This window comes from Brachybacterium sp. GCM10030252, from assembly GCF_042666535.1.
Classification (GTDB): domain Bacteria; phylum Actinomycetota; class Actinomycetes; order Actinomycetales; family Dermabacteraceae; genus Brachybacterium.
In genome coordinates, this window is the sequence record NZ_JBHTDM010000034.1 from 1 (window position 1) to 26,189 (window position 26,189).

At 70.7% G+C, this 26,189-nt stretch carries 23 protein-coding genes; 8 read left to right on the plus strand and 15 right to left on the minus strand.

Annotated elements, in window-relative coordinates; translation table 11 throughout:
- Positions 1-258 precede the first annotated feature (258 nt).
- Complete coding sequence (locus tag ACFQRJ_RS14980; protein WP_377020018.1) at positions 259-1,863, minus strand: ABC-F family ATP-binding cassette domain-containing protein; 1,605 nt, start codon at positions 1,861-1,863, stop codon at positions 259-261.
- Positions 1,864-2,155: 292 nt separating this feature from the next.
- Between ACFQRJ_RS14980 and ald the strand changes: the two genes are divergently transcribed.
- The gene (gene ald / locus ACFQRJ_RS14985) at positions 2,156-3,271 is read left to right on the plus strand and encodes an alanine dehydrogenase (RefSeq protein WP_377020019.1); all 1,116 of its coding nucleotides are present in this window, start codon (positions 2,156-2,158) and stop codon (positions 3,269-3,271) included.
- Between the two features lie 120 nt (positions 3,272-3,391).
- On the opposite strand, the gene ACFQRJ_RS14990 is transcribed toward ald, so the two are convergent.
- From ACFQRJ_RS14990 to ACFQRJ_RS15015, 6 genes are all read right to left on the minus strand, one after another.
- The gene (locus ACFQRJ_RS14990; protein WP_377020020.1) at positions 3,392-3,724 is read right to left on the minus strand and encodes a metal-sulfur cluster assembly factor; all 333 of its coding nucleotides are present in this window, start codon (positions 3,722-3,724) and stop codon (positions 3,392-3,394) included.
- Positions 3,725-3,824: 100 nt separating this feature from the next.
- Positions 3,825-4,583: a Fe-S cluster assembly ATPase SufC gene (sufC, locus tag ACFQRJ_RS14995; protein ID WP_377020021.1), complete on the minus strand. Its 759-nt coding sequence runs from the start codon at positions 4,581-4,583 to the stop codon at positions 3,825-3,827.
- Between the two features lie 77 nt (positions 4,584-4,660).
- Positions 4,661-4,999: a non-heme iron oxygenase ferredoxin subunit gene (locus tag ACFQRJ_RS15000; RefSeq protein WP_377020022.1), complete on the minus strand. Its 339-nt coding sequence runs from the start codon at positions 4,997-4,999 to the stop codon at positions 4,661-4,663.
- Positions 4,999-6,327 (minus strand): Fe-S cluster assembly protein SufD, encoded by a 1,329-nt coding sequence (gene sufD, locus ACFQRJ_RS15005; RefSeq protein ID WP_377020023.1) that lies wholly within the window; start codon positions 6,325-6,327, stop codon positions 4,999-5,001. The genes ACFQRJ_RS15000 and sufD overlap by 1 nt, the downstream gene beginning before the upstream one ends.
- On the minus strand, positions 6,327-7,754 hold the full coding sequence (gene sufB / locus ACFQRJ_RS15010; RefSeq protein ID WP_377020024.1) for a Fe-S cluster assembly protein SufB: 1,428 nt from the start codon (positions 7,752-7,754) through the stop codon (positions 6,327-6,329). The genes sufD and sufB overlap by 1 nt, the downstream gene beginning before the upstream one ends.
- Positions 7,751-8,488: a helix-turn-helix transcriptional regulator gene (locus ACFQRJ_RS15015; protein ID WP_377020025.1), complete on the minus strand. Its 738-nt coding sequence runs from the start codon at positions 8,486-8,488 to the stop codon at positions 7,751-7,753. Before ACFQRJ_RS15015 ends, sufB begins: the two co-directional genes overlap by 4 nt.
- 198 nt (positions 8,489-8,686) lie before the next feature.
- Between ACFQRJ_RS15015 and ACFQRJ_RS15020 the strand changes: the two genes are divergently transcribed.
- The 5 genes from ACFQRJ_RS15020 to map all read left to right on the plus strand — a co-directional run bounded on the left by ACFQRJ_RS15020 (position 8,687) and on the right by map (position 13,745).
- Positions 8,687-9,766, plus strand: a complete 1,080-nt coding sequence (locus tag ACFQRJ_RS15020) for a glutathione S-transferase family protein (RefSeq protein ID WP_377020026.1) — start codon at positions 8,687-8,689, stop codon at positions 9,764-9,766.
- Between the two features lie 139 nt (positions 9,767-9,905).
- Positions 9,906-10,868, plus strand: a complete 963-nt coding sequence (locus ACFQRJ_RS15025; RefSeq protein WP_377020027.1) for an ABC transporter ATP-binding protein — start codon at positions 9,906-9,908, stop codon at positions 10,866-10,868.
- Positions 10,869-10,999: 131 nt separating this feature from the next.
- Positions 11,000-11,731, plus strand: coding sequence for an ABC transporter permease (locus ACFQRJ_RS15030; protein ID WP_377020028.1), 732 nt, complete (start codon positions 11,000-11,002; stop codon positions 11,729-11,731).
- A 137-nt stretch (positions 11,732-11,868) separates the two neighbouring features.
- Positions 11,869-12,927 (plus strand): heme A synthase, encoded by a 1,059-nt coding sequence (locus ACFQRJ_RS15035; RefSeq protein ID WP_377020029.1) that lies wholly within the window; start codon positions 11,869-11,871, stop codon positions 12,925-12,927.
- Complete coding sequence (gene map / locus ACFQRJ_RS15040) at positions 12,924-13,745, plus strand: type I methionyl aminopeptidase (RefSeq protein ID WP_377020030.1); 822 nt, start codon at positions 12,924-12,926, stop codon at positions 13,743-13,745. Before ACFQRJ_RS15035 ends, map begins: the two co-directional genes overlap by 4 nt.
- A gap of 93 nt (positions 13,746-13,838) precedes the next feature.
- On the opposite strand, the gene ACFQRJ_RS15045 is transcribed toward map, so the two are convergent.
- The 7 genes from ACFQRJ_RS15045 to dut all read right to left on the minus strand — a co-directional run bounded on the left by ACFQRJ_RS15045 (position 13,839) and on the right by dut (position 23,166).
- Entirely contained in the window at positions 13,839-15,755 is a 1,917-nt protein-coding gene (locus ACFQRJ_RS15045; RefSeq protein ID WP_377020031.1) for a 1-deoxy-D-xylulose-5-phosphate synthase, read from the minus strand.
- Positions 15,756-15,962: 207 nt separating this feature from the next.
- Positions 15,963-16,310 carry an iron chaperone gene (locus ACFQRJ_RS15050; RefSeq protein WP_377020032.1) on the minus strand — a complete coding sequence of 116 codons (348 nt, stop codon included), beginning with the start codon at positions 16,308-16,310 and terminating at the stop codon, positions 15,963-15,965.
- A 199-nt stretch (positions 16,311-16,509) separates the two neighbouring features.
- Positions 16,510-19,299, minus strand: a complete 2,790-nt coding sequence (gene acnA, locus ACFQRJ_RS15055; protein ID WP_377020033.1) for an aconitate hydratase AcnA — start codon at positions 19,297-19,299, stop codon at positions 16,510-16,512.
- Between the two features lie 195 nt (positions 19,300-19,494).
- Positions 19,495-20,817, minus strand: coding sequence for a class I SAM-dependent RNA methyltransferase (locus ACFQRJ_RS15060; RefSeq protein WP_377020034.1), 1,323 nt, complete (start codon positions 20,815-20,817; stop codon positions 19,495-19,497).
- 257 nt (positions 20,818-21,074) lie between these two features.
- Positions 21,075-21,848: a DUF3159 domain-containing protein gene (locus ACFQRJ_RS15065; protein WP_377020035.1), complete on the minus strand. Its 774-nt coding sequence runs from the start codon at positions 21,846-21,848 to the stop codon at positions 21,075-21,077.
- Entirely contained in the window at positions 21,845-22,624 is a 780-nt protein-coding gene (locus ACFQRJ_RS15070; protein WP_377020126.1) for a DUF3710 domain-containing protein, read from the minus strand. The genes ACFQRJ_RS15065 and ACFQRJ_RS15070 overlap by 4 nt, the downstream gene beginning before the upstream one ends.
- Positions 22,625-22,626: 2 nt before the next feature.
- On the minus strand, positions 22,627-23,166 hold the full coding sequence (gene dut, locus ACFQRJ_RS15075) for a dUTP diphosphatase (protein WP_377020036.1): 540 nt from the start codon (positions 23,164-23,166) through the stop codon (positions 22,627-22,629).
- Positions 23,167-23,227: 61 nt separating this feature from the next.
- On the opposite strand from dut, the gene ACFQRJ_RS15080 reads away from it, so the two are divergent.
- On the plus strand, positions 23,228-23,764 hold the full coding sequence (locus ACFQRJ_RS15080; RefSeq protein WP_377020037.1) for a DUF3093 domain-containing protein: 537 nt from the start codon (positions 23,228-23,230) through the stop codon (positions 23,762-23,764).
- 169 nt (positions 23,765-23,933) lie between these two features.
- Here the strand turns inward: ACFQRJ_RS15080 and ACFQRJ_RS15085 are convergent, their stop codons facing one another.
- Positions 23,934-24,236: a DUF4193 domain-containing protein gene (locus tag ACFQRJ_RS15085; RefSeq protein WP_377020038.1), complete on the minus strand. Its 303-nt coding sequence runs from the start codon at positions 24,234-24,236 to the stop codon at positions 23,934-23,936.
- A 512-nt stretch (positions 24,237-24,748) separates the two neighbouring features.
- On the opposite strand from ACFQRJ_RS15085, the gene sepH reads away from it, so the two are divergent.
- Positions 24,749-26,128: a septation protein SepH gene (gene sepH, locus ACFQRJ_RS15090; protein ID WP_377020039.1), complete on the plus strand. Its 1,380-nt coding sequence runs from the start codon at positions 24,749-24,751 to the stop codon at positions 26,126-26,128.
- The last annotated feature ends 61 nt before the right edge of the window (positions 26,129-26,189 follow it).

Here is a 26,189-nt window from a genome sequence, read left to right on the forward strand (position 1 = left end):
TCCTCGGTATAGCCGGGGCTGATCGACACGGGCTTCTCCTCTCCTGACGCGGCTACACCGCGGCTACGCCTCCATGACTCACAGCCAGCCTGACGGCAGGGGTCAGCGGCCCGCGCCCCTCTCCTGGAGGGGTCCAGTGCCGCTCAGCTACACGTTTTTGCCACCTGGCGCACGGGCCACTTTGCCACGGGGCGCACGGGCGCACGGGGGCGCTGGCTACGGGTGCCGGCCCGGTCCTGAGCTGTCCGGCCGAGAGGATCAGGCCAGCTCGACGAGCTCCTGGTACGAGGCGTTCCAGAGGTCCTCGACGGCGTCGGGCATCATCAGCACCCGCTCGGGCGACAGCGCGGAGACAGCGCCGGGATCATGGGAGATCAGCACGACGGACCCTTCGAACGCCGCGAGTGCGCCCAGGATCTCCGCACGGCTGGCGGGATCGAGGTTGTTCGTCGGCTCATCCAGCAGCAGCACGTTCGCGCTGGAGACCACCAGAGTGGCCAGCGCCAGACGGGTCTTCTCGCCGCCGGAGAGCACGTGCGTGGGCTTGTGCACGTCGTCCCCCGTGAACAGGAACGACCCCAGGATCTTGCGCGCCTCGACCTCGGGGAGCTCGTAGGCCGCGGTCATCATGTTCTCGAGCACCGTGCGGTCCAGGTCGAGCGTCTCGTGCTCCTGCGCGTAGTAGCCCACGCGCAGCCCGTGGCCGGGGAGGATCTCGCCGGTGTCCGGCTCGTCGACGCCCGCCAGGATCCGCATCAGCGTGGTCTTGCCGGCACCGTTCAGGCCCAGGATCACCACGCGGGAGCCGCGGTCGATGGCGAGGTCCACGCCGGCGAAGATCTCGAGGCTGCCGTAGGACTTCGAGAGGTCGCGCGCCATCAGCGGGGTCTTGCCGCACGGGGCGGGCTTGGGGAAGCGCAGGGAGGCGACGCGATCGGTCTGCCGCTCCTCCTCGACGCCGTCGAGCATGCGCTCGGCGCGCTTGAGCATGTTCTGGGCCGCCACGGCCTTGGTGGCCTTCGCGCGCATCTTGTCGGCCTGTGCCGTGAGCTGCGTGGCCTTCTTCTGGGCGTTCTGCCGTTCGCGCTTGCGGCGCTTCTCGTCGTCCTCGCGCTGACGCTGGTACAGCTTCCAGCCCATGTTGTAGATGTCGATGACGGCGCGGTTGGCGTCGAGGTAGAAGACCTTGTTGACGACCTCTTCGACCAGATCCACGTCGTGGCTGATCACGATCAGCGCGCCGGAGTAGCCCATGAGGTACTCGCGCAGCCACGCGATCGAGTCCGCGTCGAGGTGGTTGGTGGGCTCGTCGAGGATCATCGTCTGCGCCTGGGAGAACAGGATGCGGGCGAGCTCGACGCGGCGGCGCTGGCCGCCGGAGAGGGTGCCCAGCTCCTGCTCGAGCAGGCGGTTGGGCAGACCCAGGTTCGCCGACATGCGCTTGGCCTCGGCCTCGGCCGCGTATCCGCCGCGGGACTCGAGCTCGCTCATCAGTCGCGGATACCGGTCCATGGCCTTCTCGCGCTTGGCCTCGCTGAGGCTCATGTCCCCCATCTCCTCCTCGGCGCGGCGCAGCTTCGAGAAGACGTCGTCGAGGCCACGGGCGGAGAGGATCCGGGAGATGACCGACTCGTGCTCGTCGCCGGTGTGCGTGTCCTGCGGGAGGTAGCCGAGCTCGCCGGAGACGTCGACGGAGCCCTCACTGGGGGCGAGCGTCCCGGAGAGCACCTTGGTCAGCGTGGTCTTGCCGGCCCCGTTGCGGCCGACGAGGCCCACCCGGTCCCCGGGCGTGATCTGGAACGAGACCCCGCTCATGAGCACACGGGCACCGACGCGGATGGCGAGGTCGTGCACGGTGATCACGGGATGATGCTCCTGTTTCGCGGGGTCGGGCGCGCGCCCGGGGCTGCTCGTCTGGCCCGCCGGATCGGTCGCGACCGGTGCGGGGCCGGATCGAGTCTAGGTGCGGGGTGCGCTGGTAGTCGCTGAATATCGCCCCACGGTGCCGCGAACCACAGTCCCGGGCCCGCGGCGGCCCCGTCCGTCACGAGACCGTCTCGCTCCGCCATCCCGGCCCCATCGCCCGAGCATGGGTGCCATCCTGGGCGCGAACGGCCGCGGGAAGCGGCCTCGGAACCACGCAGGAAGGCTCGTCATGCGCATCGGGGTGCCGCGGGAGATCAAGAACAACGAGAACCGGGTGGGCCTGACCGCCGCCGGGGTCCATGAGCTCGCCGTGCGCGGCCACGAGGTGGTCGTCGAGGCCGCGGCGGGCCTGGGAGCGCGCATCACCGATGAGGACTACCGGGCCGCGGGCGCCCGCGTGCTCGGTACGGCCGACGAGGTCTGGGAGCAGGCCGAGATGATCGTGAAGGTCAAGGAGCCGCTGCCGGAGGAGTACGGGCGACTGCGACGAGGCCAGGTGCTGATGACCTACCTCCACCTCGCCGCGGACCAGGGTCTCACCGAAGCCCTGCTGACCTCCGGGACCACGGCGATCGGGTACGAGACCGTGCAGCTGCCGGACCGGTCCCTGCCGCTGCTGGCACCGATGAGCATGATCGCCGGCCGCCTCGCCTCTCAGGTCGCGGCGTATCACCTGATGACGCCGCTGGGCGGCTCCGGCATGCTGATGGGCGGCGTGCCGGGCACCGATGAGGCCGACGTGGTGATCATCGGCGGCGGCGTGGTCGGTGAGCAGGCGGCGATGATGGCGCACGGGCTGCACGCGGACGTCACCGTGATGGATCTGAACGTCTCCCGGCTGGGCCAGATCGCCACCGTCCATCACGGCGGCATCCTCACCCGGTACTCCACCACGCTGGACCTGGCCGCGAAGCTCCGCGAGGCCGACGTGGTGATCGGGTCGGTGCTGATCCCGGGCAAGCGAGCCCCGAAGCTCGTGACCGACGAGATGGTCGCGACCATGAAACCGGGCTCGGTGCTCGTCGACGTCGCGATCGATCAGGGCGGGTGCTTCGAGAACTCCCGTCCCACCACGCACGATGATCCGACCTTCACCGTCCACGACACGGTCTTCTACTGCGTGGCGAACATGCCCGGCTCGGTCCCGGTCACGGCGACGGCGGCGCTGACCAATGCGACTCTCCCCTACGTCCTGAAGGTCGCCGGCAGCGGCTGGCGCGAGGCGATGCGGGCCGACGGCGCTCTGGCCCTGGGCCTGCATACCCACGAGGGAGCTCTCACGCATGCCGGCACCGGTGAGGCGCACGGCCTCGAGGTCACGCCGGCCGGCGATCTCATCGGCTGACGCTCGTCCGGCGACAGCCGGTGATCGATCCGGGTCTCTCCGGGCTCACTGTGGTCCGTCGTGCACAGGAAGAACCCCCTGATCTGCCGTTGGGCAGATCAGGGGGTCCCGTGCGTCAGGTCAGAGGTTGAAGCCGATCGCGCGCAGCTGCTCGCGGCCGTCCTCGGTGATCTTCTCCATGCCCCACGGCGGCATCCACACCCAGTTGATGCGGTGCGTCTCCGTGATGGGGTCGAGCACGGCGAACGTCTGCTCCTCGAGCATGTCCGTCAGGGGGCACGCGGCGGAGGTCAGGGTCATATCGATGACGGCGTGGCCGTCCTCGACGGTGACGCCGTAGACGAGGCCGAGATCGACGACGTTGATCCCGAGCTCGGGGTCGATCACGTCCTTCATCGCCTCGGTGACGTCATCGGCGGTGACGGTGGCCGACGGGGTCTTCTGGTCGGTCATGGCATCCTCCCGGTCAGGCGCGGGCCGCGGTCACGGCCCGCTGGTGGGGTGGTGCCGGGCCGGCCGCGGGATGGATCCCGGGCCGGACCGGATGGTGGCGTCAGTTGGCGCCGACGAGGAAGCGGTCGTAGCCCTCGTTCTCGAGGCGCTCGGCGAGCTCCGGGCCGCCCTGCTCCGCGATCTTGCCGCCGACGAAGACGTGGACGAAGTCCGGCTTCACGTACTGCAGGATACGGGTGTAGTGCGTGATCAGCATGATGCCGACGTCGGTGTTCTCCTTGGCCCGGTTGACGCCCTCGGAGACGATGCGCAGCGCGTCGACGTCGAGGCCGGAATCGGTCTCGTCGAGGATCGCGATGCCGGGCTTGAGCAGCTGCATCTGCAGGATCTCGTGGCGCTTCTTCTCGCCACCGGAGAAGCCCTCGTTGACGTTGCGCTCGGCGAAGACGGGGTCCATGCGCAGATCATCCATGGAGCCCTTGACGTCCTTGACCCAGGTGCGCAGCGAGGGGGCCTCGCCGTCGATCGCGGTCTTGGCGGTGCGCAGGAAGTTCGACACGGTCACGCCGGGGACCTCGACCGGGTACTGCATGGCCAGGAAGAGGCCGGCGCGGGCGCGCTCGTCGACGCTCATCTCCAGCACGTCCTCACCGTCGAGCGTCAGCTCGCCCTCGGTGATCTCGTACTTGGGGTGGCCGGCGACCGCGTAGGCGAGGGTCGACTTGCCGGAGCCGTTGGGCCCCATGATGGCGTGGGTCTCGCCCGACTTGATGGTCAGGTCGACGCCCTTGAGGATCTCCTTGGTGCCCTCGGGGGTCTCGACGGTGGCGTGGAGGTTCTTGATCTCCAGAATCGACATAGGTGGTTCTCCTTGGCCAGGGGTGCTGGTGGATTCGTGAGGTGGGGCGGGCTCCGGCCGGCGGCGCCCGATGATGATCAGAGGGTGGAGGCTCCGGTCGGGTCGACGAGGATCTCGCCGCTGGACTCGTCCACCCGGACGGGGAAGACCCGCACGGGCAGGACGGCGGGCAGCTGCAGGGGCCGGCCCGTGACCAGGTCGAACTGGCTGCCGTGCTTCCAGCATTCGATGGTGCAGCCCTCGACGTCGCCGTCCGACAAGGCGATCTCGTCGTGCGAGCAGACGTCCTCGAGGGCGTGGACGCCGCCGTCCTCGTCGCGCACCAGGGCGATCTCGATGTCGTCGGCGACGACGTCGATCGCCTCGCCGGGGGCGAGACGGTCCAGGGTGGCGACGGGGACGAAGGCGTCGCTCATCAGTTCATGCTCCGTGCGAGCTCGGACTCGATGGACTCGAAGAGGTGCTCACGGATCTCGGGCACGTCGATGCGCTGGATGAGCTCGGCGAAGAAGCCGCGCACGACCAGACGCCGCGCCTCCTTCTCCGGGATCCCCCGCGCGCGCAGGTAGAACAGCTGCTCGTCGTCGAAGCGACCGGTGGCAGCCGCGTGACCGGCACCCTCGATCTCCCCGGTCTCGATCTCCAGGTTCGGCACCGAATCGGCGCGGGCACCCTCGGTCAGAACCAGGTTGCGGTTCAGCTCGTAGGTGTTGGTGCCCTCGGCCTCCTTGCGGATCAGTACGTCGCCGACCCAGACGGACCGTGCCTTGCTGCCCTGCAGCGCACCCTTGTAGGCCACGTTCGAGGTGCAGTTCGGCGCCGCGTGATCGACGAAGAGCCGGTGCTCGAGGAACTGGCCGGAGTCGGAGAAGTACAGGCCCAGGTTCTCGATCTCGCCGCCCGGGGCGGCGAACTCGCCGATGGCGTTGACCCGCACGGCGCTGCCGCCGAGGGAGACCACGATGTGCTTGATCTTCGCGTCACGCCCCACACGAGCGTGGTGGGTCGCCACGTGCAGCGCGTCGTCGTCCCAGTCCTGCAGCGCGATGACCGTCATCTGCGAGTTGTCGCCGACGACCATCTCCACGTTCTGCGCGTACTGGGCCGAGCCGGTGTGGTTCAGCACGAAGGTCGCCGAGGAGGACTCCTGGGTCTCCAGCACGATGTGTGCGTTGCCGCGACGGTCCGCGCCCTGACCGTTGATCCCGACCCGGAACGGCTCGGAGAGCTCGGTGTTCTTCGGTGCCACCAGGTGCAGGGCCTGCTCGGTGCGGGCCGAGGCGATGGCAGCGGTGAGGTCCTCGGGCACCAGTGCGGTGCCGCGGGGCGCCTGGCCGGGGGCGAGCACCGAGGTCTCCGGGGCGCCCTCGGGCACGTCGATGCTGTAGTCCAGGGCGGGATCGCCCTCACGGTCGTCGGTGGGGACGTCCTCGAACAGCGGGGCGAAGCGGCGCAGCGGGGTGAAGCGCCACTCCTCGACCTTGCTGGTGGGCACGGCGTGGTCGCCGAGCTCGAAGGAGCGCTTGCGCGCGCCGCGGTTCAGCGCGGCACGCTCGGGATTCTTCTCGCCGGGAAGGGCCAGGCCCTCCTCCTCCAGCTCGGGGGCGGCCGCCGGCCGCGCACCGTCCAGGGCCGACTGAGCAGCGACGGGAGCCGCACCGGCGGCGTTCCCGACGTTCTCGTTGGCCGCGGGATCCCCAGCGCTCTCGGCACCGGTGAGGTCGTACGTATCTGAGGCAGTCATCAACCGACTGCTCCTTCCATCTGCAGCTCGATCAGGCGGTTCAGTTCGAGGGCGTACTCCATGGGGAGCTCGCGCGCGATGGGTTCGATGAACCCGCGCACGATCATCGCCATCGCCTCGGTCTCCTCCAGGCCTCGGCTCATGAGGTAGAACAGCTGCTCCTCGGAGACCTTGGAGACGGTCGCCTCGTGGCCCATCTGGACGTCGTCGACGCGGACGTCCACGTAGGGGTAGGTGTCGGTGCGGGAGATCTGGTCCACCAGCAGCGCGTCGCACAGCACGGTGGAGGCCGCGTGCTCGGCGCCGGGCATCACCTGGACCAGGCCGCGGTAGGACGTGCGGCCACCTCCGCGCGAGACCGACTTGGAGACGATCGAGCTGGAGGTGTGCGGGGCCATGTGGACCATCTTGGAGCCGGTGTCCTGCTGCTGGTTCTCGCCGGCGAAGGCGATCGACAGCGTCTCGCCGCGGGCGTGCTCGCCCATCAGCCAGACCGCCGGGTACTTCATGGTGACCTTGGAGCCGATGTTGCCGTCGACCCACTCCATGGTGCCGCCCTGCTCGACCGTGGTGCGCTTGGTGACCAGGTTGTACACGTTGTTCGACCAGTTCTGGATCGTCGTGTAGCGGACACGGGCGTCCTTCTTGACGACGATCTCCACGACGGCCGAGTGCAGGGAGTCCGACTTGTAGATCGGCGCGGTGCAGCCCTCGACGTAGTGCACGTAGGAGCCCTCGTCGGCGATGATCAGCGTGCGCTCGAACTGGCCCATGTTCTCGGTGTTGATCCGGAAGTAGGCCTGCAGCGGGATCTCCACGTGCACGCCCTTGGGGACGTAGACGAAGGAGCCGCCCGACCACACCGCGGTGTTCAGCGCGGAGAACTTGTTGTCACCGGCGGGGATGACGGAGCCGAAGTACTCCTGGAACAGCTCCGGGTGCTCGCGCAGCCCGGTGTCGGTGTCCATGAAGATGACGCCCTGCTCCTCCAGGTCCTCGCGGATCTGGTGGTAGACGACCTCGGACTCGTACTGCGCGGCGACACCGGCGACCAGGCGCTGCTTCTCGGCCTCGGGGATGCCGAGCCGGTCGTAGGTCTCCTTAATGTCCGCGGGCAGGTCGTCCCAGTCGGTGACCTGGGCCTCCGTGGACCGCACGAAGTACTTGATGTCCTCGAAGGCGATGCCCGACAGATCCGGGCCCCACGTGGGCATGGGCTTCTTGTCGAACAGCTTGAGCGCCTTCAGGCGGCGCTCGAGCATCCATTCGGGCTCGTCCTTCTTGGCGGAGATGTCACGGACGACCTCTTCGCTCAGGCCGCGGCGCGCGCTGGCACCGGCCGTGTCCTCGTCGTGCCAGCCAAAGGCGTACTGGCCGACGGACTCGATGATCTCGTCCTGTGTCAGCTTCTCTGGTGCGCTCGTCATGGTGTCCTTCCCTCGGTGAGCGGAATGTGTGTCGTGCAAGCGTGCGCGCCCTGCGCCAGGGTGGCCAGGCGCTGGACGGGTGCTCCGATAATGCGGGAGATGACTTCAGTCTCGGCCTCGCACAGCTCGGGGTGATCTGCGGCGACGTCGAGGACGGGGCAGTGCCCATGGCACAGCTGCGCTGTCACGAGCGTACGCGGGCTGCCGCCCGGTCGTGTGTTCGTGGCAGGCATCGGGACGTGCAGCGGACGCACCGTGGTGGCGTACCCGCGGGCGGTGAGCATCTCGGCCAGCAGTTCCACCCGCCGAGCCAGGGTGACGGTCTCCCCGGCGGCCTCGCACTCGGCGACCCGCTGCGACAGCGCCGCCTCCCAATCCGCGATACGGCGCCCGGCGAGCCGTGACACCGCCTCGTCCCCGCCGAGGCGCGCGAGCTCCTCGAAGGCCATCACCGCGAGGTCGTCGTACCCGCCGGGCAGGGACTCGTGGGCGGACTTCGAGAGCACGAAGGCCTTGCTGGGGCGTCCACGGCCGCGATGGCCGATGGGTACGTCATGCTCGGCGATGGTCCCGTCGGCCTCCAGCGCCGCGAGATGGCGACGCACCGCAGCACTGGTGAGACCGAACCGCTCCGCCAGCTGGCGGGCAGTGATCGGGCCGTGCGCCGAGATGGCGTCGACCAGGCGATCTCGCGTGGTGAGAGTGCTGCCGGGATCCGGCTGTTCCGCTGTCATCGGCGCCTCACCTTCTCCCTGCTCTGGCCTGCTCACCTGACGGCACCCCAATATTTTACAACACGTAGCTTTCCTAAAACCGCTCGACCGGTGTGCGGCATGGCACCGCTTCCGTCTCCGCTCATTTTCAACTACCCTGGGAGGCGGCGCGGCATCCCCCGCGATCGCCTCCCCACGAGAGACCGAGGAAGAGAAGCCATGAGCATCGAGGACGCCACCAGCACCGCGGACTCCGGCCAGGAGCATTCGACCGAGGGCTCCTACGTCCACCAGGGCAAGCCCTTCGACCGCGACATGAACTACATCGCCGACCGCATCACGGAGGACGCCCGGGACGGATGGCCCGTCGAGCCCGGCCGCTACCACCTCGTCGCCGCCCGCGCCTGCCCGTGGGCCAATCGCACCCTGATCTCGCGCCGCCTGCACGGCCTCGAGGACGTCCTCTCCGTGGGCATGCCCGGTCCCACCCACGACAAGCGCTCGTGGACTTTCGATCTCGATGAGGGCGGGAAGGACCCGGTCCTGGGCTACGAGCGTCTCCAGCAGGCCTATTTCGCGCGCTTCCCCGACTACCCGCGCGGCATCACGGTGCCCGCCATGGTCGACATCCCCTCCAAGGCCGTCGTGACCAACGACTTCCAGCAGATCACGCTGGACTTCGCCACCCAGTGGAGCGCCCACCACCGCGACGGCGCCCCGGATCTCTACCCCGAGGCCCAGCGCGAGGAGATCGACGCCCTCAACACGTGGATGCTGCACCGGGTCAACAACGGTGTGTACAAGACCGGTTTCGCCGGCTCCCAGGACGTCTACGAGAGCGAGTACCGCAAGCTGTGGGTGGCGCTCGACGAACTGGAGGACCGTCTCTCGCACAGCCGGTACCTGATGGGGCCCGCGATCACGGAGGCCGACGTGCGCCTGTTTCCCACCCTGATCCGCTTCGACCCGGTCTACTACAGCCACTTCAAGGCGAACCGTCAGCCGCTGGCGACCATGCCGAACCTGTGGAACTACACCAAGGACCTGTTCCAGACGCCCGGCTTCGGCGACACGATCGACCTCGAACAGATCAAGACGCACTACTACTACGTCCAGACCGACATCAACCCGACCCAGGTGGTGCCCGTCGGTCCGGATATGAGCCACCTCATGGATGCTCACGACCGTGACCGCTTCCCCACCAACACGTGGGGCGATGGTGGCACCGCCCCCGAGCCGCCGTTGGCGGCCGAGGTCGTCGACCCCGAGCACACCCCGCTGCACGTGACCGGGCGCTGAGCGCCCACGGACAGCAGGGCAGGTTCGCTCGGGGCCTGCGGCCGGGCGCGGCGGGCCGGTCGGCCGCGGCGGGGCGGCCACGGCGGGGCGGCCGCGGCGGGGCGGTCGCACCTCCGCCGCGCCTACCATGGGTGCCGACATGACAGACCACTCCCCCGCGCCGTCCCCGGCGCCGCCGGCCCTGCACGCCGAGAGCCTCACGCACTTCTACGGCCCCGTCCGCGCCCTGGACGGGCTCTCGCTGACCGCGCGCCGCGGTGAGGTGACAGCGCTCCTGGGTCCCAACGGCGCGGGCAAGACCACCGTGGTCTCCTGCGCCACCGGGCTGCTGCGCCCCGTCGGCGGAACCGTGTCGGTGCTGGGCCGCGACCCCTGGCGCGCCGGCCCCGGCCACCGTGCCCGCGTCGGCGTCATGATCCAGGACGGCGGGCTGACCTCGGGGGCCCGAGCCATGTCTCTGCTGCGCTACGGGGCGAGCCTGCATGCCGCCCCGCTGCCGGTGGACGAGGTCGCCGAGCACCTCGGGATCGACGAGTTCGCCACCACCCTCGTGCGGAGGCTGTCCGGTGGACAGCGGCAGCGCCTCGCGCTGGCCCTCGCGATCATCGGCCGTCCCGAGCTGATCTTCCTGGACGAGCCCACGGCCGGCATGGACCCCTCGATCCGGCAGCGGGTGCGCCACCTGATCCGTTCCCTCGCCGACACCGGCACGGCCGTCGTGCTGACCACCCACATGATGGACGACGTGGTCGGCCTGGCCGACGCCGTCTGCGTCATCGCCGGCGGGAGGACCCTGGCCACGGGCTCCGTCCAGGACATCATCACCGCGCACGACGCCCAGCACGGCGCCGTCGCCGTACGCGCGACCGCGCACGGCGTCGACCCGGCCTCCGTGCCCGCTCTCGAGGCGGACCTGCAGGCCGCCGCCGCTCGTCACGGCGCACGGCTGGAGATCACCGGTGCCGGCGCCGCGGATCTCGAGGCCGTGCTGCTGGACCTCATGCAGCAGGACCGTGCGGATCGGCAGGAGCCCGCGTCGCGAGCTGGGGCGCCGCTCGCCCCGGGCAGCAGTGTCGCCGCGCCCGCTGAGGAGCTGAGATGAGCCCCGCCGCCGATGACGCACCCCTGTCGTCACCATCGCCCGCATCACGGCCTGCCCAGACCCGCCGAGCCGGCGGGAGCCCGGGGCCGACCTCGGCGCCTGCCCCGCGGCCCGCGCCGCGGCCTGCGTCGATGCTGCGCAGGGTGATCGCCCATGCCGCGCTCGAGGCACGGACGCTCCTCTCGAACGGCGAGCAGCTGATGGTGGCGATCGCCCTGCCCGCCATGGTGCTCATCGGCCTGCGCCTGCTGCCCATCGGCAGCCTCGACGGCGCGGACCCGATCGACACGGCGCTCTCCGCGACCCTGGCCACCGCGCTGATCTCGACGTCCTTCACCTCCCAGGCGATCCAGACCGGGTTCGACCGCCGCAACGGCGTGCTGCGCTGGGTGGCGACCACACCGCTGGGACGCGACGGGTACCTCGCCGGCAAGATCCTCGCCACGCTGCTCGTCCAGGTGATCCAGGTCCTCGTGCTCGGCGGGCTCGCTCTGATCCTCGGCTGGAGACCCGCAGCGCTGGAGATGCTGGCGGTGGTCCCGGTATGGGTGCTCGGCACCGTCGCCTTCGGCTCGCTCGGCCTGCTGATCGCCGGCCTCCTGCGCACCGAAGCGGTGCTCGCGGTCTCCAACCTGGTGTTCGTCGTCCTGGTGGCCGCCGGCGGTGTCGCCCTGCCGCCGGCGACCTATCCGCATCTGCTGCGCGGCCTGGTGGATCTGCTGCCCTCGGGTGCTCTCGGGGAGCTGATGCGGGCGTGCCTGGCCGGAGGCCCGTTCTCCCCGGGCTCGCTGCTGGTGCTGATGGCATGGGCGGTGCTCGGTGCGCTCGCCGTGATCCGCTGGTTCCGCTGGACCGACAGCTGAAGGATCCCCTGCCGCGGTGATCGACCCGCTGAGTGCCCGGGGCTCGGAGCGGTCGCCATCCCGATGCAGTGCGGGATCGGTCGCATCAGCGACGCTCGATCAGGGAACTTCCCGTCGCCATCCCTAGAATCGACCGCATGTCCTCCGGTCCCGTCGCCTCGCCCGCGACCGCACGCGTCCCCGAGCGCCACGGCCGCATCACCACGCTGCCCGATCCTCGCCTGCGGTCCTGGGGACCGCGGCGCCGGGCACGCCTCGCCGCGATCGCGCTGTGGGGAAACCTCATCTGCCAGATGGGCATCATCCTCTCCGGCGGCGCGGTGCGGTTGACCGGCAGCGGGCTGGGCTGCTCGACGTGGCCGAACTGCGAGCCCGGCCAGTTCACACCGGAGTTCACGATGGCCTCCGGTATCCACCCGTTCGTGGAGTTCGGAAATCGCACCCTGACCGGCGTGCTGAGCATCTTCGCGATCGCGGTGCTGCTGGTGACGTGGCGGTGGCTGAGCCACAAGGGTCCCGGGTTCCGCCGCTTGGCCTGGGTGCCGCTGATCGGCACCCTGCTGCAAGGGCTGATCGGGGCTTTCGTGGTGTGGCTCCACCTCCACCCGGGACTGGTCAGCCCGCACTTCCTGATCTCCCCGCTGCTCGGGGCGGTCTCCATGGTGCTGCTGGTGCGCCTGTACGACGGGGACGGCCCCGTCCGGCCGGCCGTGCCGACCCGCGCGCTGGGGATCTTCATCGCGCTGGCAGCCGTCGGGTTCACTGTGCTCGTGCTGGGCACGATCGTCACCGGCACCGGCCCCCATTCCGGCGACGCCGGCGAGATCACCCGCATCGCGATGGATCCGCGCCTGGCCGCCCGGCTCCACGCCGGTGCCGTCTACGTGTTCTGCGCCCTGCTGATCGCTCTGCTGATCGTGCTGCACCGCCACGGGGCCCGCCCCGAGGCCACCACCGCCGCCTGGGGCCTCGTCGTGCTGACTCTGCTCCAAGGCGTCATCGGGTACGTCCAGTACTACACCGGGCTCCCGGAGCTGATCGTCTTCTTCCACCTGATCGGCGCCTCGCTGTTCGCCGCCGCCATCGCCTGGGTGGGAGCCCGCCTGGTCACCTGGCAGTGGGCCGAGGAGCGCACGTCCTCCGCTGACCCAGCCGATCCCCCTGCCGCCCGCCCCGACACCTCGGAGACCTCATGATCCTCGGACGACGCCGCCGCGACGCGACGCAGGAGCTGCCCACCCTGGACCAGGCCCGGCCGGCCGGCGAGTTCGTCGCCTCGGTGCTCTCCCACCTGCGCTCCGTGGTCGATGTCGGATGGAATCTGCTGGAGATCGACGCCGAAGCGCATCGGCTGATCCGCGAGGTCGGCGCGACCAGCTGCTATCTCGATTACCACCCGGCCTTCGGGGCCTCCCCCTTCGGCCACGTCATCTGCACCTCGGTCAACGACGGCGTCCTACACGGCCGCCCCTACGACCGGGTCCTGGCCGACGGCGACCTGCTCTCGCTGGATTTCGCCGTGGAGGTCGAGGGCTGGGTCGCCGACTCCTGCCTCTCGATCACGGTGGGCACGCCCCGCCCCGAGGATCTGCAGCTGATCCGCGACACCGAACAGGTGATGTGGGCGGGCATCGATCAGGTGCGCGCCGGCAACACGGTCGGCGACATCGGCCATGCCGTCATGAACGAGGCCCACAGCCTCGGATACACGATCAACAACCGCTTCGGCGGGCACGGCGTCGGCCGGACCATGCACGAAGCGCCGTTCGTGCCCAACCACGGCACCCCGGGCGGAGGGCTCGAGCTCGTCGCCGGCCAACTGCTGACCGTCGAGCCGTTCCTCTCCCCCACCACCTCCGAGCTCGTGGTCGATGAGGCCGACGGCTGGACCCAGCTCTCGGCCGACGGCTCCCGCGGAGCGCACGCGGAGCACACGCTGCAGGTCACCGAGGGCGACCCGGTCATCCTCACGGCCCGGGCGGACGACCCCGCTCCGCGCAGCTCCCTGGGCTGAGCAGCTCCCTGGGCCGAGGAGCCCTGGACCGAGGAGTCACAGCTCCCCGGGCCATGGAGCCATGGCTCCCCAGGACGGGTGCAGCCGCGCGCGTCAGCGCAGCACGTCACGCACCGCCGATGCGATGCCGGGAGCGTCCAGGCCCTGCTCGGCGAGGAGGCGTCCGCGGTCCCCGTGCGGGATGAACGACTGGTCGATCCCGAGGGTGCGCACGGGCGGCGTCGGCCTCGAGACGCTCGCGCGGTCGCCGAGGTGTCCGCGAAGCGCCGCTCCGACACCACGGGAGGCGACGCCGTCCTCGAGGGTGACCACGGCGCGGGCACCGGCGGCCAGGTCGACCAGCTCCGCGGGGACAGGCAGCGCCTGGAGAGGATCAAGGACCACGACGTTCCCCAGCCCGGAGCATTCCTGAGCAGCCGCGACGGCGCGATCGGCCAGCGCGCCGATGCTCACGATCAGCACGTCGATCGGCTGCTCGACGTCCCCGGCCAGCACATGCCCCGCCGCCGTCACGGTGACGGCGTCCATCTCCGCCGGGCACGAGCCCTTCGGGAAGCGCACCAGCGACGGCCCCGCCACGGTGAGGGCGGCGGTCACAGCATCATCGAGTCGCGTGCCGTCACGCGGCGCCCAGACGGCCATTCCCGGGACCTGGGCAGCGAGGGCGAGGTCCCAGATGCCGTGATGGCTCGGCCCGTCGGGGCCGGTGATCCCGGCGCGGTCGAGCGTGAGGGTGACGTCCTCGCCGTGCAGCGCGACGTCCAGCAGCAGTTGGTCGAAGGCCCGGTTCAGGAACGTCGAGTACAGGGCGACCAGAGGCTTCGCCCCGCCGCGGGAGAGTCCGGCAGCGGTGTCCAGGGCGAGCTGTTCGGCGATGCCGACGTCGATCACGCGCTCGGGCAGCTCGCGCTGCATCGATGCGAGGCCGACGGGGTCGATCATCGCGGCGCTGAGGGCCACGACGCGATCGTCCGCGCGTGCGGCCTCGAGAACCGCCGCGGAGAAGCGAGCGGTCCAGGTTGCGGGAGGGGCCGGCGAATCGCTCGCCTCCGGGACCGGAGCGCTCTCGGGTTCGTTCGGCGGCTCGATGTCGAAGGGCCCGGTGGTGTGCCAGTGGTCGAGGGCGTCCATCTCGGCGCGGGCGAAGCCTGCTCCCTTACGGGTGATCACGTGCAGCACCACACCGGGGCGCTCCGGATCCTCGGCCGCCGCCCGGGCCTGCCGCAGTGCGCGCGCCAGGGCTGCGTGGTCGTGGCCGTCGATCGGCCCCAGGTAGGTCAGTCCCAGGGAGCTGAACAGGTCGTCGCCCGCCGCGACCGTGCCCTCGCGCAGGTCTCGCAGGTGCTGTGACAGTCCCCCGACGGTCGGCGCGTAGGAACGGGTGTTGTCGTTGAGCACCACGATGGTGCGTGAGCCGACGTCGGTGGCGAGCTCGTTGAGCGCTTCGAGGCCGACGCCGCCGGTCAGTGCCCCGTCGCCGGTGACCGCGACGGACACCCCGGGCTCGCCGGCGAGGCGGTGGGCGCGGTCGATGCCGTGCGCCCAGGCGATCGAGCCGGAGGCGTGGGAGTTCTCGACGACGTCGTGGGCGGACTCGGCGCGGTCCGGGTACCCGGCCGTGCCTCCGGCGCCGCGGAGGCCGGCGAGATCGGCGCGGCCGGTGAGCATCTTGTGCACGTAGGCCTGATGGCCGGTGTCGAACACGATCGCCTCGCGCGGCGAGTCGAGCTCGCGGTGCAGGGCGAGGGTCAGTTCGACGACGCCGAGGTTGGGACCGAGGTGCCCGCCGTGCTGCGAGGTGATCTCCACCAGCCGTCGGCGCAGGGTGCGTGCGAGCGCCGGCAGCTCGGTGGGGGCCAGCTCGCGCAGCCGGGCGGGATCGGCGGGGATGTCCACGTCCGTCGGTCCGGCCCCGGGTGATGCGTCACCGGCGGCCGGGCGAGGGGCCGCGGAGGGGGCCGGCGCGGACGGTGCGGCGTACCGGACGGCATGCTGCTGAGAGGTCGACATGCGCAGGTCCTCCATCGGCCTCGGGGACGGGATGCCGCCAGCGTACGTCGTGCTGACCTGTATCGACGGACCGCATGGTCACATTCGTGCACATCTTCACCGGTGATTCACCGGTCCCCACCGGGGTGTGCATCGCGGTGCAGTATCCGTGCGCAGCGGTGCACTAGTGGACGTCGCCGCACTGCTGCGCGGTGCCGTCGGGCTCGCTCATCTCCCGTGCTCGCGGCGGGAGGCGAGCGCGAGCTGACGGATCAGATCCCCGGGTATCGGCTTCCGCGCCGTGAAGGTGACACCGGTCTTGGTCGCCTTCAGCCCGGCCGCGGCGATGTCCTCGGCGTGCGACGCGATGGCACCTGCGGCGACATACAGGCCGCACTGCCGGCTGAAGGCGGCATACCCCGCGACGACCGATCCCCCGATCTCGAAGCCCGGCATGTCGTACTTGAGGACCTCACGTGCCTCCGGCAGGGCGGCCGCAAGCTCGCCGCGGAGCTGTTCGAGCACCGGCCGGAACTGCTCGGGCGCCGCGGAGATGTAGGCCTCGTGATCGGACATCATCATCCCCTTCCGGACGTCTCGGACCAGCGCTGGCCAGGAGCCTAGTCCCATATCCGGATGAGAACCATGCCCGCTCCGCGCAGTGCGCCCCGCCAGGCCGAAGCCTGACGGGGCGCACGCACTCACGGGGACTCTCGCCCACGGTCGATGAACCGGGGTCGACGACCCGGGCTGCGGGAGCCCGGGCCGTCCCGGCTCACGCGACCAGCTGGCGCAGCACGTACTGCAGGATGCCGCCGTTGCGGAAGTACTCGGCCTCGCCGGGGGTGTCGATGCGGACGTCCGCGTCGAACTCCACCGTGGTGCCGTCCTCCTTCTGTGCGGTGACGGCGACCTGCTTGGGGCTGGCGCCCTCGTTGATGGCGGAGACGCCGGCGATGGAGAAGGTCTCGCTGCCGTCCAGGCCCAGCGACTCGGCGGACTCGCCGGCCGGGAACTGCAGCGGCAGCACGCCCATCCCGATGAGGTTGGAGCGGTGGATGCGCTCGAAGCTCTCGGCGATCACGGCCTGCACCCCGAGGAGCTTGGTGCCCTTGGCGGCCCAGTCCCGGGAGGAGCCGGTGCCGTACTCCTTGCCGGCCAGCACGACCAGCGGGATGTCCTGCTCGGCGTAGGCCTGGGCGGCGTCGTAGATGAACTCCTGCTCACCGGTCAGGAAGTTCTTCGTGTAGCCGCCCTCGACCCCGTCCAGGAGCTGGTTGCGGATACGGATGTTGGCGAAGGTGCCGCGGATCATCACCTCGTGGTTGCCGCGGCGCGAGCCGTAGGAGTTGAAGTCCTTGCGCGCGACCCCGTGCTCCTGGAGGTAGCGACCGGCCGGGGAGTCGAGCTTGATCGCGCCCGCGGGCGAGATGTGGTCGGTGGTGGTGGAGTCGCCGACCTTGACCAGGACACGGGCGCCCTCGATGTCGGTGACCGGCTCCGGGCGCAGCTCCATGCCCTCGAAGTACGGGGGCTTGCGCACGTAGGTGGACTCCTCGTCCCACGCGAACGTCGCACCCTCGGGAGTGTCGAGGTTGCGCCAGCGCTCGTCTCCGGTGAAGACGTCCTTGTAGTCGTCGGTGAACATCTCCTGGGAGATGGATTCGGCGATGACCTGCTCGACCTCGGTGGGGCTGGGCCAGATGTCGCGCAGGTAGACGTCCTTGCCGTCCTTGTCGGTGCCCAGCGGGTCGTTCTCGAAGTCGAAGTCCATCGTGCCCGCGAGCGCGTAGGCGATGACCAGCGGCGGGGAGGCCAGGTAGTTCATCTTCACGTCGGGGTTGATGCGGCCCTCGAAGTTGCGGTTGCCCGAGAGCACTGCCGTGACGGCGAGGTCCTTCTCGGCGATGGCCTCGGAGATCTCCGGGGACAGCGGGCCGGAGTTGCCGATGCACGTGGTGCAGCCGTAGCCGACGAGATGGAAGCCGAGCTCCTCGAGCGCGGGCCACAGGCCGGCCTTGGTGTAGTAGTTCGTGACCACCTGGGACCCGGGCGCCATGGAGGTCTTCACCCACGGCTTCGAGGTCAGGCCCCGGTCGGCGGCGTTGCGGGCCAGCAGGCCGGCCGCCATCATCACCGAGGGGTTGGAGGTGTTGGTGCAGGACGTGATCGAGGCGATCGAGACGATGCCGTGGTCGATCGAGAAGTCCTGACCCTTGACCTGCACCGGGTTCGAGGCACGGCCCTGAGCCGCGGGCACCTCCACGGGGGCCTCGCCGCCGGAGTCGTTGTCGGAGCCCTGGGCGGCCGGGTCCGAGGCCGGGAAGGTGCCGGACTCGGGCGTATCGATCTCGTGGACGGGAACGCCGTCGCCGGCGTAGGAGGGGAGGACCTCGCGGAAGTTCTCCTTGGCCTCGGTCAGGGCCACGCGGTCCTGCGGGCGCTTGGGGCCGGCGATCGAGGGGACCACGGTGGACAGGTCCAGCTCGAGGTACTCGGAGTACTCGGCCTCCTTCGAGGGGTCGTGCCACAGCCCCTGGCGCTTGGCGTAGGCCTCGACGAGGGCCAGCTGCTCCTCGGAGCGGCCGGTCAGGCGCAGGTAGTCCACGGTGACCTCGTCGACCGGGAAGATCGCGCAGGTGGAGCCGAACTCGGGGCTCATGTTGCCGATGGTGGCACGGTTGGCCAGCGGGACCTGGGCGACACCCTCGCCGTAGAACTCGACGAACTTGCCGACGGCGCCGTGCTCGCGGAGCATCTCGGTGATCGTGAGCACGACGTCGGTCGCAGTCGCCGCCGGCGGGATCTCGCCGGTCAGCTTGAAGCCGACCACGCGCGGGATGAGCATGGAGACCGGCTGGCCGAGCATGGCGGCCTCGGCCTCGATGCCGCCGACGCCCCAGCCCAGCACGCCCAGGCCGTTGACCATCGTGGTGTGGGAGTCGGTGCCGACACAGGAGTCCGGGTACGCGCGGAGTGCGCCATCGACCTCGCGGGTCATGACGGTGCGGGCAAGGTACTCGATGTTGACCTGGTGGACGATGCCGGTGCCCGGGGGCACCACCTTGAAGTCGTCGAAGGCGGTCTGGCCCCAGCGCAGGAACTGGTAGCGCTCCTTGTTGCGCTCGTACTCCAGCTCCATGTTCTGCTCGAGGGCGTCGAGCCTGCCGGCCACGTCGATCATCACGGAGTGGTCGATGACCATCTCGGCCGGGGCGAGGGGGTTGATCTTCTCGGGGTCACCGCCGAGCTCCTGCATGGCCTCGCGCATGGTGGCGAGGTCGACCACACAGGGCACACCGGTGAAGTCCTGCATGATCACGCGGGCCGGGGTGAACTGGATCTCGACCGAGGGATCGGCGCTGGGCTGCCAGTTCGCCAGCGCGCGGACGTGGTCGGCGGTGATGTTCGCACCGTCCTCGGTGCGCAGCAGGTTCTCCAGCAGGATCTTGAGGCTGTAGGGAAGCTTGTCGGCGCCCTCCACGGCGTCGAGCGCGAAGATCTCGTAGTCGGTGCCGCCGACGGTGAGATCCTGTTTCGCGGCGAATGAGTCGACAGTGCTCATGAGGCGAACTCCTTGGGTGATGAGGCGACCCCTCCATCGTATGCGCGCCCGCCGGGGCGGACGGGCGAACGCCGTGACCGTCCCGGGCGGCGCGCAGGTGCACGACGCTCGCCGGACGTGGCCACGGGGGTCTCCGGAGTGATCTCCGGTAGATATCTTGACGTCAAGATAAAGCCTACCACGGGAGCGCCGGGCTCAGGACTCGCTGTCGCGCTCCAGCACCACCACCGACTCCACGTGGTGGGTATGCGGGAAGAGGTCGAAGGCGCGCAGCTCGGAGATCTTCCAGCCGGCCTTCTCGATCGCGGCGAGGTCGCGGGCCAGGGTGGAGGGCTCGCAGGAGACGTACACGATCCGCTGTCGCACCGCCTTGGCCAGCAGACCCATCAGTTCGGTGCCGGCGCCGTTGCGGGGCGGGTCGAGCACGACCACGTCCACGCCGCCACGACGGGCTCTGACCCAGTCGGTGACGTCGGCCGTGGCGGTCGAGACCTGGGGCAGATCCTCGAGGTTCTCGGCCGCCAGCTGGGAGGCGCGGCGGTTGCCCTCGACCGTGATGACGCTGCCGTCACGGCCGACCTGCTCCGCCGCGGTCGCAGCGAACAGGCCCACACCTCCGTAGAGGTCCCAGGCACTGCCGCCGTGGGGCGCCCGAAGGGTGGACTCGACGACCTCGCTGAGCAGCTCCGCCGCGCGGCGGTGAGCCTGCCAGAAGCCCGTGGCGCTGACGGCGAACAGGCGCTCGCCCACCCGTTCGCGCACGGTTCCGTCCCCGCGCAGCGGCACCAGGCCGCGGCCGGTGCGCACGGCGACCCCGGCATCGCCCCAGCTGTCCGGGACGACGACCGAGGCGGGGTCGAGCTCGCGACCGATCAGCACCACGGAGGCGGGTCCCGCCGACGGGGCCACGGCGTCGATCGCCTCGGTGCCCTCCGGGGCGGTCCACTCCCCCAGGCGCAGGTCCCGGATGGCCGGGGCGGCCAACGGGTTCTCGCCGGCGTCGCGCACCTCGTGGGAGCGCCATCCGCGCATCCCGACGCGCCCGTCGGCATCGACGGCGAAGCGCACGCGGGTGCGCCATCCGAGCCCGTCGAGATCGTGCGGCGCGGGCTCGACCTGCACGTCCTCGATCGGGTAGCTGGTCACTCCGGCGCGGCGCAGCAGTTCCTGCATGACCTCGCTGGCGATGCGGCGCTGGGCGGGGAGGGCGATGTGGGCCCATTCCGCCCCGCCGACGCCGTCAGCGGCGGCCTCCTCCCACACCGAGGGCACCCGGTCCACGCCGGCCTCGAGCACATCGATCGCCTCGGCGCGCCAGAACCGGGCCGAGGCGTTCTCCTCGGGGTCATCGAGCAGCCGGGCCGTCACGGTCTCTCCCGGTGTGGTGCCACGGACGAAGACCACTCGTCCCTCGTGGCGGGCGACGAAGGTGCCGCCGGCCGCGGGTGGTCCGACGGTGAGAGTCAGAAGTCGGCCGCCGACGGCGGGGCTGGGCACTCGTTCGGCGTCCGGGCTCATCGGACCACTCCTCCTCCGTCCGCGCGCACTCGTGCCGTCGCGGACCGCAGCTCCTCGATCTCGTGGCGAGTTCCGGCGCCGGCCGAGGCTCACGCCCGGGAACTCTTCGGCCCCCAGTGTCCCACCAGGCGGACCCCTGCGGGGACCGGCACGCTCCCGCCCGGGCGAGCTGAGGCCCAGCAGAAGCCTACGTCTCGGCACCGGAAGGACGAGGCGCCGGGTGGTCGAGCTGCGGGCTCAGAGCTCGAGACGGAGCCTCAGGAGTACCCGCCGCGGGAGAGCAGCGAGCGGTGCATCAACCACACCAGGTAGGCGATCACCGCGAAGGCGGGCAGGCCCATGGCGAGCTTGGCCACGCCGAGCGCCGCCACCTGACCCGTCAGCAGCAGCGGCACCTGGACGGCCAGCTTCGCGGCGTACAGCGCCAGGAACAGCACAGTGGCCCGGCCGTAGACGCGGCGGGCGTCGGGATCCTGCGCCCAGTCCTTCACGCGCGGATCCAGGGCACCGATGAAGTACCCGACCAGCGGCCGCCGCACCAGCAGCGAGATCGCCAGGACCACCAGGGCCACGGCATTTATGGCGAGGCCGGGCGCGTAGAAGTCGGAGCCGTCCCCGGAACGGATCGCGAGGACCGCCCCGAGGCCCACCCCGATCAGGCCGCCGAGCACGGTCGAGGGGCTCTGGCGCTGGATAAGGCGTGCCACCAGGAAGATTGCCACCACCGCGACCGCCGAGACGGAGGCGAGGGTCACGGACCGGGTGGCGACGTACAGGACGATGAACAGCAGCGTCGGCAGCACCGATTCGGCGATGCCGCGCGGCCCGCCGATCGCGTCGGCGACGGAGAACTCCTCCTGATGCAGGACGCCTCCGAGGCCGCGCTTGACCGGATCGCCCTCGCCCGCTCCGGGCGAGCGGGCAGGGGTCGGTCGCGCCGGCTCGGCATTCTCGCCCGGTCGCGCCGGGTCGGCCGGTCCGCCGGACCGTGGGGGCTGGGACGGGCCGGGGCCCGGGGAGGGCGTGCTCATCCGATCTGCGTGATCTCGGGGCCGCGCGCCAGCGGATCCAGCGGGCCGGCGCCGGTCTGGGTGAGGCCCGGGCGCTGGCCGGGCAGCGTCAGCGGAATCAGTTCCTGGGGCGCCATCGCCTCGCCTCCGCGTACCACGACCAGGCGGGAGACCAGGGTCTCGAAGCTCTTGGCCTGCTCCTTGTCGGACAGCGCCTTGCCGGTGAGGATCGCGCGGAGGAACCAGCGAGGCCCGTCGATGCCGATGAAGCGCGCCGGGCGGTACCCGGTACGGCCATCGGTGCGCTTGACGGGCAGCCGGGTGATCAGCTCGGTCCCGAAGACGCCGGGCCGGGTCTCGGCGGTGCCGCCCTGCTTGACGACGGAGTCGCGCAACGACGTGCGCACCTCGTCCCACAGGCCGCGCGATTTCGGGGCGGCGAACGCCTGGACCTGCAGGGACGAGCCGCCGATGACCAGATTCGCGCCGGTGACGGTTCCGGTGCGCTGGTCGACCTCCATCCGCAGCTCCATGTCCTCGATGGTGGGGACCTGGAGGCCGCCGAGGTCGATGCGGTCCTCGTCGGGGGCGTCCGGGGCGTCGAAGGGCCCCTCGTCGAGGTGTTCGGCTCGCGGGGGCGCCTCGTCGGGCGCTTCGTCGGCCTCCGGCTCGTCGGCCCCGGTCGCTTCGGCGTCGTCCTCGTCCTGGCCGAGACCGACGTCCTCGAGGGAGTCCTCGGGGCCGGTGTGCTCGCCCTCGTCGGACTCCGCGCGCTTCCTGCGGGAGAACAGTCCCACGGTCATCCCTCCTTATGCTCGTCGGTGCCGGCCGGTGCCGGTCCGGGGCCGAAGCCGCCGCTGGACCCGAAGCCGGAGGCGTCACGATCGGTGGCGTCGAGGTCATCGACCTGCTGCAGCGCCGGCGCCAGGAACGGAACCACGACCAGCTGGGCGATCCGGTCCCCCGCCGCGAGGGCGAACGGTTCGGACAGGTCGGTGTTGTGCAGCGAGACCTTGATCGGCCCGCGATATCCGGCGTCCACGATACCGGGACCGTTCAGCACGGTGATGCCGTGCCGGGAGGCCAGTCCCGAGCGGGGGCAGACCAGTCCCACGGTGCCGGGGGGCAGTGCGAGCGAGACCCCGGTGTCGACGAGGGCTCGCCCCCCGGCGGGGATCTCGACGTCCTCGGCGCTGGAGAGATCCAGGCCGGCGTCGTCGACGTGGGCGCGGTGGGGCATCGGCGTGCCGGGGGCGAGACGGATCCGCAACGGCGGCGTCCCCATGGGGGCGGGTGCGGCGTCCGCGTCCTCGGTCGTGAAGTCAGGCAGAGCAGGCATGGGCACAGGGTATGCCGTCAGCGCGCTGGAGCGTCCAGGGGCTGCGTGAGACGATGAGCGCATGCCCGACGCCGTCGATCCCCACACCGCCTCGCCGACCGGAGAGCCCGCACCATCCGCCCCGAATCGCCCCCGTGACCAGGAGCCTCTTTTCCGTGAGCGCCTGTTGCCCGGCCCGGGGACCTGGGTCGTGGTGGTGGCGCTCGGCTCCATCCTCGGGGTGGTCATCGTGCCCTTGCATCTCACGACCGCGCTCGTGGTCGGAGTGGTCTCGATCATCGTCGCGGTGATCCTCGCCGTGCTCTACTCCCCCGTCCTGGAGGTCAAGGACGGCTGGTTCACGATGGGCCGCGCTCGGATCGAGGTCGATCAGCTCGGTGAGGCGACGGTGCTGCGCGGGGACGAGTGGCGCACCACGATGGGTCAGGGCTTCGAGCCTCTTGCGCACCACTGCGTGCGCGGCTGGGTCTCCTCGGGCTTCCGCATCGAGGTGCTCGATGACGAGGATCCCACCACCGCGTGGGTCGGGTCCTCACGCCGTCCCGACGACCTCGCGCTCGCACTGCGCAGCGCCCGACGGGACTCGCGAAGCGGCTGAGCGGGGCGAACGCCTCAGCGTGCTCGAGCCGGACTCCCGCGGCACGGGAGACCGGACGCCGGAGTCGGTCGACGCTGCGGCATTGGGCCCCACGACATGCAGGACGGCGCCGCATCCGACGTGGATGCGGCGCCGTCCTGTCGAGATCGTGCGCGGAAGTGATCGCCGCTCAAGCGGCGGCACACTCCTTGCAGATGATGAGGGTGCCCTCGACGTGGTCGATCTGGCTGCGGTGCTTCACGAGGAAGCAGCTGGCGCAGGTGAACTCATCGGCCTGACGGGGAAGAACTCTCACGGAGAGCTCCTCGCCGGAGAGATCGGCGCCGGGGAGCTCGTACGAGTCCGCCGCCTCCGCCTCGTCCTCGTCCACCGTGGGGGCCGCCGCTTCGCTCCGGCGGCCCTTGAGCTCCTCGATGGAGTCGTCGTTCGATTCGTCCTCGTTCTTGCGCGGGGCGTCGTAATCTGTGGCCATCTACGGTCCGTTCCTGGTTGTCTCGGCGGTCGTCCGACCTCGGTGCGTGCGGCGGTCCTGCGCTGGCGAGACTGCCCGTGCCCCCTGCGGGTCGGTCCTGGTCGCAACGCTGAATGCGGCGGCATTATTGCAGAGAGGTCTGCGACGGGCAACGCAATGTCTCGGGGAGGTCTCGGGAAGGTCTCGCGCCGGTCTCGGGACGGTCCTCGGCCGGGCGTGGTCCAGGTCCGGGCCACTGCCCGGACTCCGGAGCGGACGTCGACGCCGGCGCCGGCTCCGCTCGGTTCATCCGCGAGAGCCGAGCGCGGGAGCAGACCGCGCCCACCGCATCACGTCGGCCCCTGCGCGTCCCGGATCCACAGATGCACGCAACACGCCCCCGTTCCAGGCGCGAACGCAGGCGGTGGACAGCGGGCCGCGATATGGTCACCGCCTAGACTTCTGCATGCGAGGAGTCGCGGACGCGAGAACTTCTGCCCGCGAGGGACCAGGCTCCGACGGAGAGGACGACGATGCGAGAGCTCGAACTCGACGGGATCCATGACGACGGCGAGCATGTGATCCTGGTCGACTCCGACGGCGAGCGCTACACGTTGCGCATCGACAAGGCCCTGCGTGCAGCGGTGCGGCGGGACCGCCCGGCCCTGGGCATGATCCAGGCGGCGGACTCCGCACCGGTCAGGCCCCGGGAGATCCAGTCCATGCTGCGCTCCGGGCGCAGCGCCGAGGACATCTCCGAAGCCGCCGACATCCCCCTCGAGCACGTACGTCGGTACGAGGGCCCTGTGCTCGCCGAACGGGAATGGACCGCACAGCGCGTACGCACGTTCCCCGTCGGCCGCGGCGGCCCCAGCCTCGACGAGGTGGTCGCCGAGCGGCTGGCCGCCCGCGAGGCCACCGGCGAGACCACCTGGGACGCCTGGCGACGTGGTGACGGGACCTGGACGCTCCAGCTGACCTTCTCCGCAGCGGGCCGGACCCGGCAGGCGCACTGGGTCGCCGATCTCGACAACCGCTCGGTGGCCTCGGTCGACGACGAGGCGCGCTGGATCAGCGATGAGGACGCCCCGCCGGAGCCGACCCGGGGCCGTGCCCGCCTGCAGGCGGTCAAGAGCTCGGTCTACGATCTCGAGGCCGACGGGGCCTTCGACGAGAACAGCGCCGGGCCCCGCCGCGGCCGCGGACGGAGCTCCGGCCAGCCCTCCGTCTCCGGCGACCACCCTTCCGCCATCGACGACGGCGAGCTGGATGCGCTCAACGCCCGCCGCGGGCTGCGCTCGGTCCCGCCGCCGGATGACTCCACGACCGTCTGGGCCAGCCTGGACGAGGACGTCACCGACGAGGACGAGTTCACCGACGGACCCGATGGCGCCGCCGTGGGCCCAGCCGAGGACGCGGCGACCCGGACCTCCGCGCCCGAGGGTCCCCGCCGCGTCGCTGTTCGCGATGCGGCGGACGAGACCGGCGAGGACCTCGAGGATTCGGATCGCGAAGCGCTGCTGGAGCATTCCGCCTCCGACCAGACGACGGGGAGCGGCGCCCGTGCTGCCGGTTCCCCGGATTCCGTCGACCCCGTCCACTCCGATGAGGCCGATGCTGCTGTCTCCGGTGGCGCGGAGCCGGCCGAGTCCGCGCTGGAGGCGGACGGAGCCGCGAGCGCCGGGGAAGGCAGTGACGGGTCCGCAGGCGCTCCCGTGGAGTACCAGGACACGGTCGATCTCACACCGCTGCCGGGATTCGATGACGACGCCTCCTCCCGGACGCCGGCCGAGAAGCACGAGAACGATAAGTCCACCAACCCCAGCAAGCCGAGCAAGCCGGCGAAGTCCAAGAGCAAGCGGGCTTCCATGCCGAGCTGGGACGAGATCGTCTTCGGGTCCAAGCACGACTGATACCCCGGGCCCCGTCCGGACGGTGACGTTCTCCCGCTCGGCCGTGCCCGAGCCGTAGCGT

Bases quoted from the DNA above. Each gene is read 5' to 3' on its own strand.
- sufD (WP_377020023.1), bottom strand. From the start codon at position 6,327: ATGACTGCCTCAGATACGTACGACCTCACCGGTGCCGAGAGCGCTGGG.
- ACFQRJ_RS15080 (WP_377020037.1), top strand. From the start codon at position 23,228: ATGCCCGACGCCGTCGATCCCCACACCGCCTCGCCGACCGGAGAGCCC.
- ACFQRJ_RS15035 (WP_377020029.1), top strand. From the start codon at position 11,869: ATGTCCTCCGGTCCCGTCGCCTCGCCCGCGACCGCACGCGTCCCCGAG.
- ACFQRJ_RS15020 (WP_377020026.1), top strand. From the start codon at position 8,687: ATGAGCATCGAGGACGCCACCAGCACCGCGGACTCCGGCCAGGAGCAT.
- ACFQRJ_RS15025 (WP_377020027.1), top strand. From the start codon at position 9,906: ATGACAGACCACTCCCCCGCGCCGTCCCCGGCGCCGCCGGCCCTGCAC.
- sufB (WP_377020024.1), bottom strand. From the start codon at position 7,754: ATGACGAGCGCACCAGAGAAGCTGACACAGGACGAGATCATCGAGTCC.
- sufC (WP_377020021.1), bottom strand. From the start codon at position 4,583: ATGTCGATTCTGGAGATCAAGAACCTCCACGCCACCGTCGAGACCCCC.
- ald (WP_377020019.1), top strand. From the start codon at position 2,156: ATGCGCATCGGGGTGCCGCGGGAGATCAAGAACAACGAGAACCGGGTG.
- map (WP_377020030.1), top strand. From the start codon at position 12,924: ATGATCCTCGGACGACGCCGCCGCGACGCGACGCAGGAGCTGCCCACC.
- ACFQRJ_RS15000 (WP_377020022.1), bottom strand. From the start codon at position 4,999: ATGAGCGACGCCTTCGTCCCCGTCGCCACCCTGGACCGTCTCGCCCCC.
- ACFQRJ_RS15065 (WP_377020035.1), bottom strand. From the start codon at position 21,848: ATGAGCACGCCCTCCCCGGGCCCCGGCCCGTCCCAGCCCCCACGGTCC.
- ACFQRJ_RS15015 (WP_377020025.1), bottom strand. From the start codon at position 8,488: ATGACAGCGGAACAGCCGGATCCCGGCAGCACTCTCACCACGCGAGAT.
- ACFQRJ_RS14990 (WP_377020020.1), bottom strand. From the start codon at position 3,724: ATGACCGACCAGAAGACCCCGTCGGCCACCGTCACCGCCGATGACGTC.
- ACFQRJ_RS15085 (WP_377020038.1), bottom strand. From the start codon at position 24,236: ATGGCCACAGATTACGACGCCCCGCGCAAGAACGAGGACGAATCGAAC.
- ACFQRJ_RS15045 (WP_377020031.1), bottom strand. From the start codon at position 15,755: ATGTCGACCTCTCAGCAGCATGCCGTCCGGTACGCCGCACCGTCCGCG.
- ACFQRJ_RS15060 (WP_377020034.1), bottom strand. From the start codon at position 20,817: ATGAGCCCGGACGCCGAACGAGTGCCCAGCCCCGCCGTCGGCGGCCGA.
- ACFQRJ_RS15030 (WP_377020028.1), top strand. From the start codon at position 11,000: ATGCTGCGCAGGGTGATCGCCCATGCCGCGCTCGAGGCACGGACGCTC.
- acnA (WP_377020033.1), bottom strand. From the start codon at position 19,299: ATGAGCACTGTCGACTCATTCGCCGCGAAACAGGATCTCACCGTCGGC.
- ACFQRJ_RS15050 (WP_377020032.1), bottom strand. From the start codon at position 16,310: ATGTCCGATCACGAGGCCTACATCTCCGCGGCGCCCGAGCAGTTCCGG.
- sepH (WP_377020039.1), top strand. From the start codon at position 24,749: ATGCGAGAGCTCGAACTCGACGGGATCCATGACGACGGCGAGCATGTG.
- dut (WP_377020036.1), bottom strand. From the start codon at position 23,166: ATGCCTGCTCTGCCTGACTTCACGACCGAGGACGCGGACGCCGCACCC.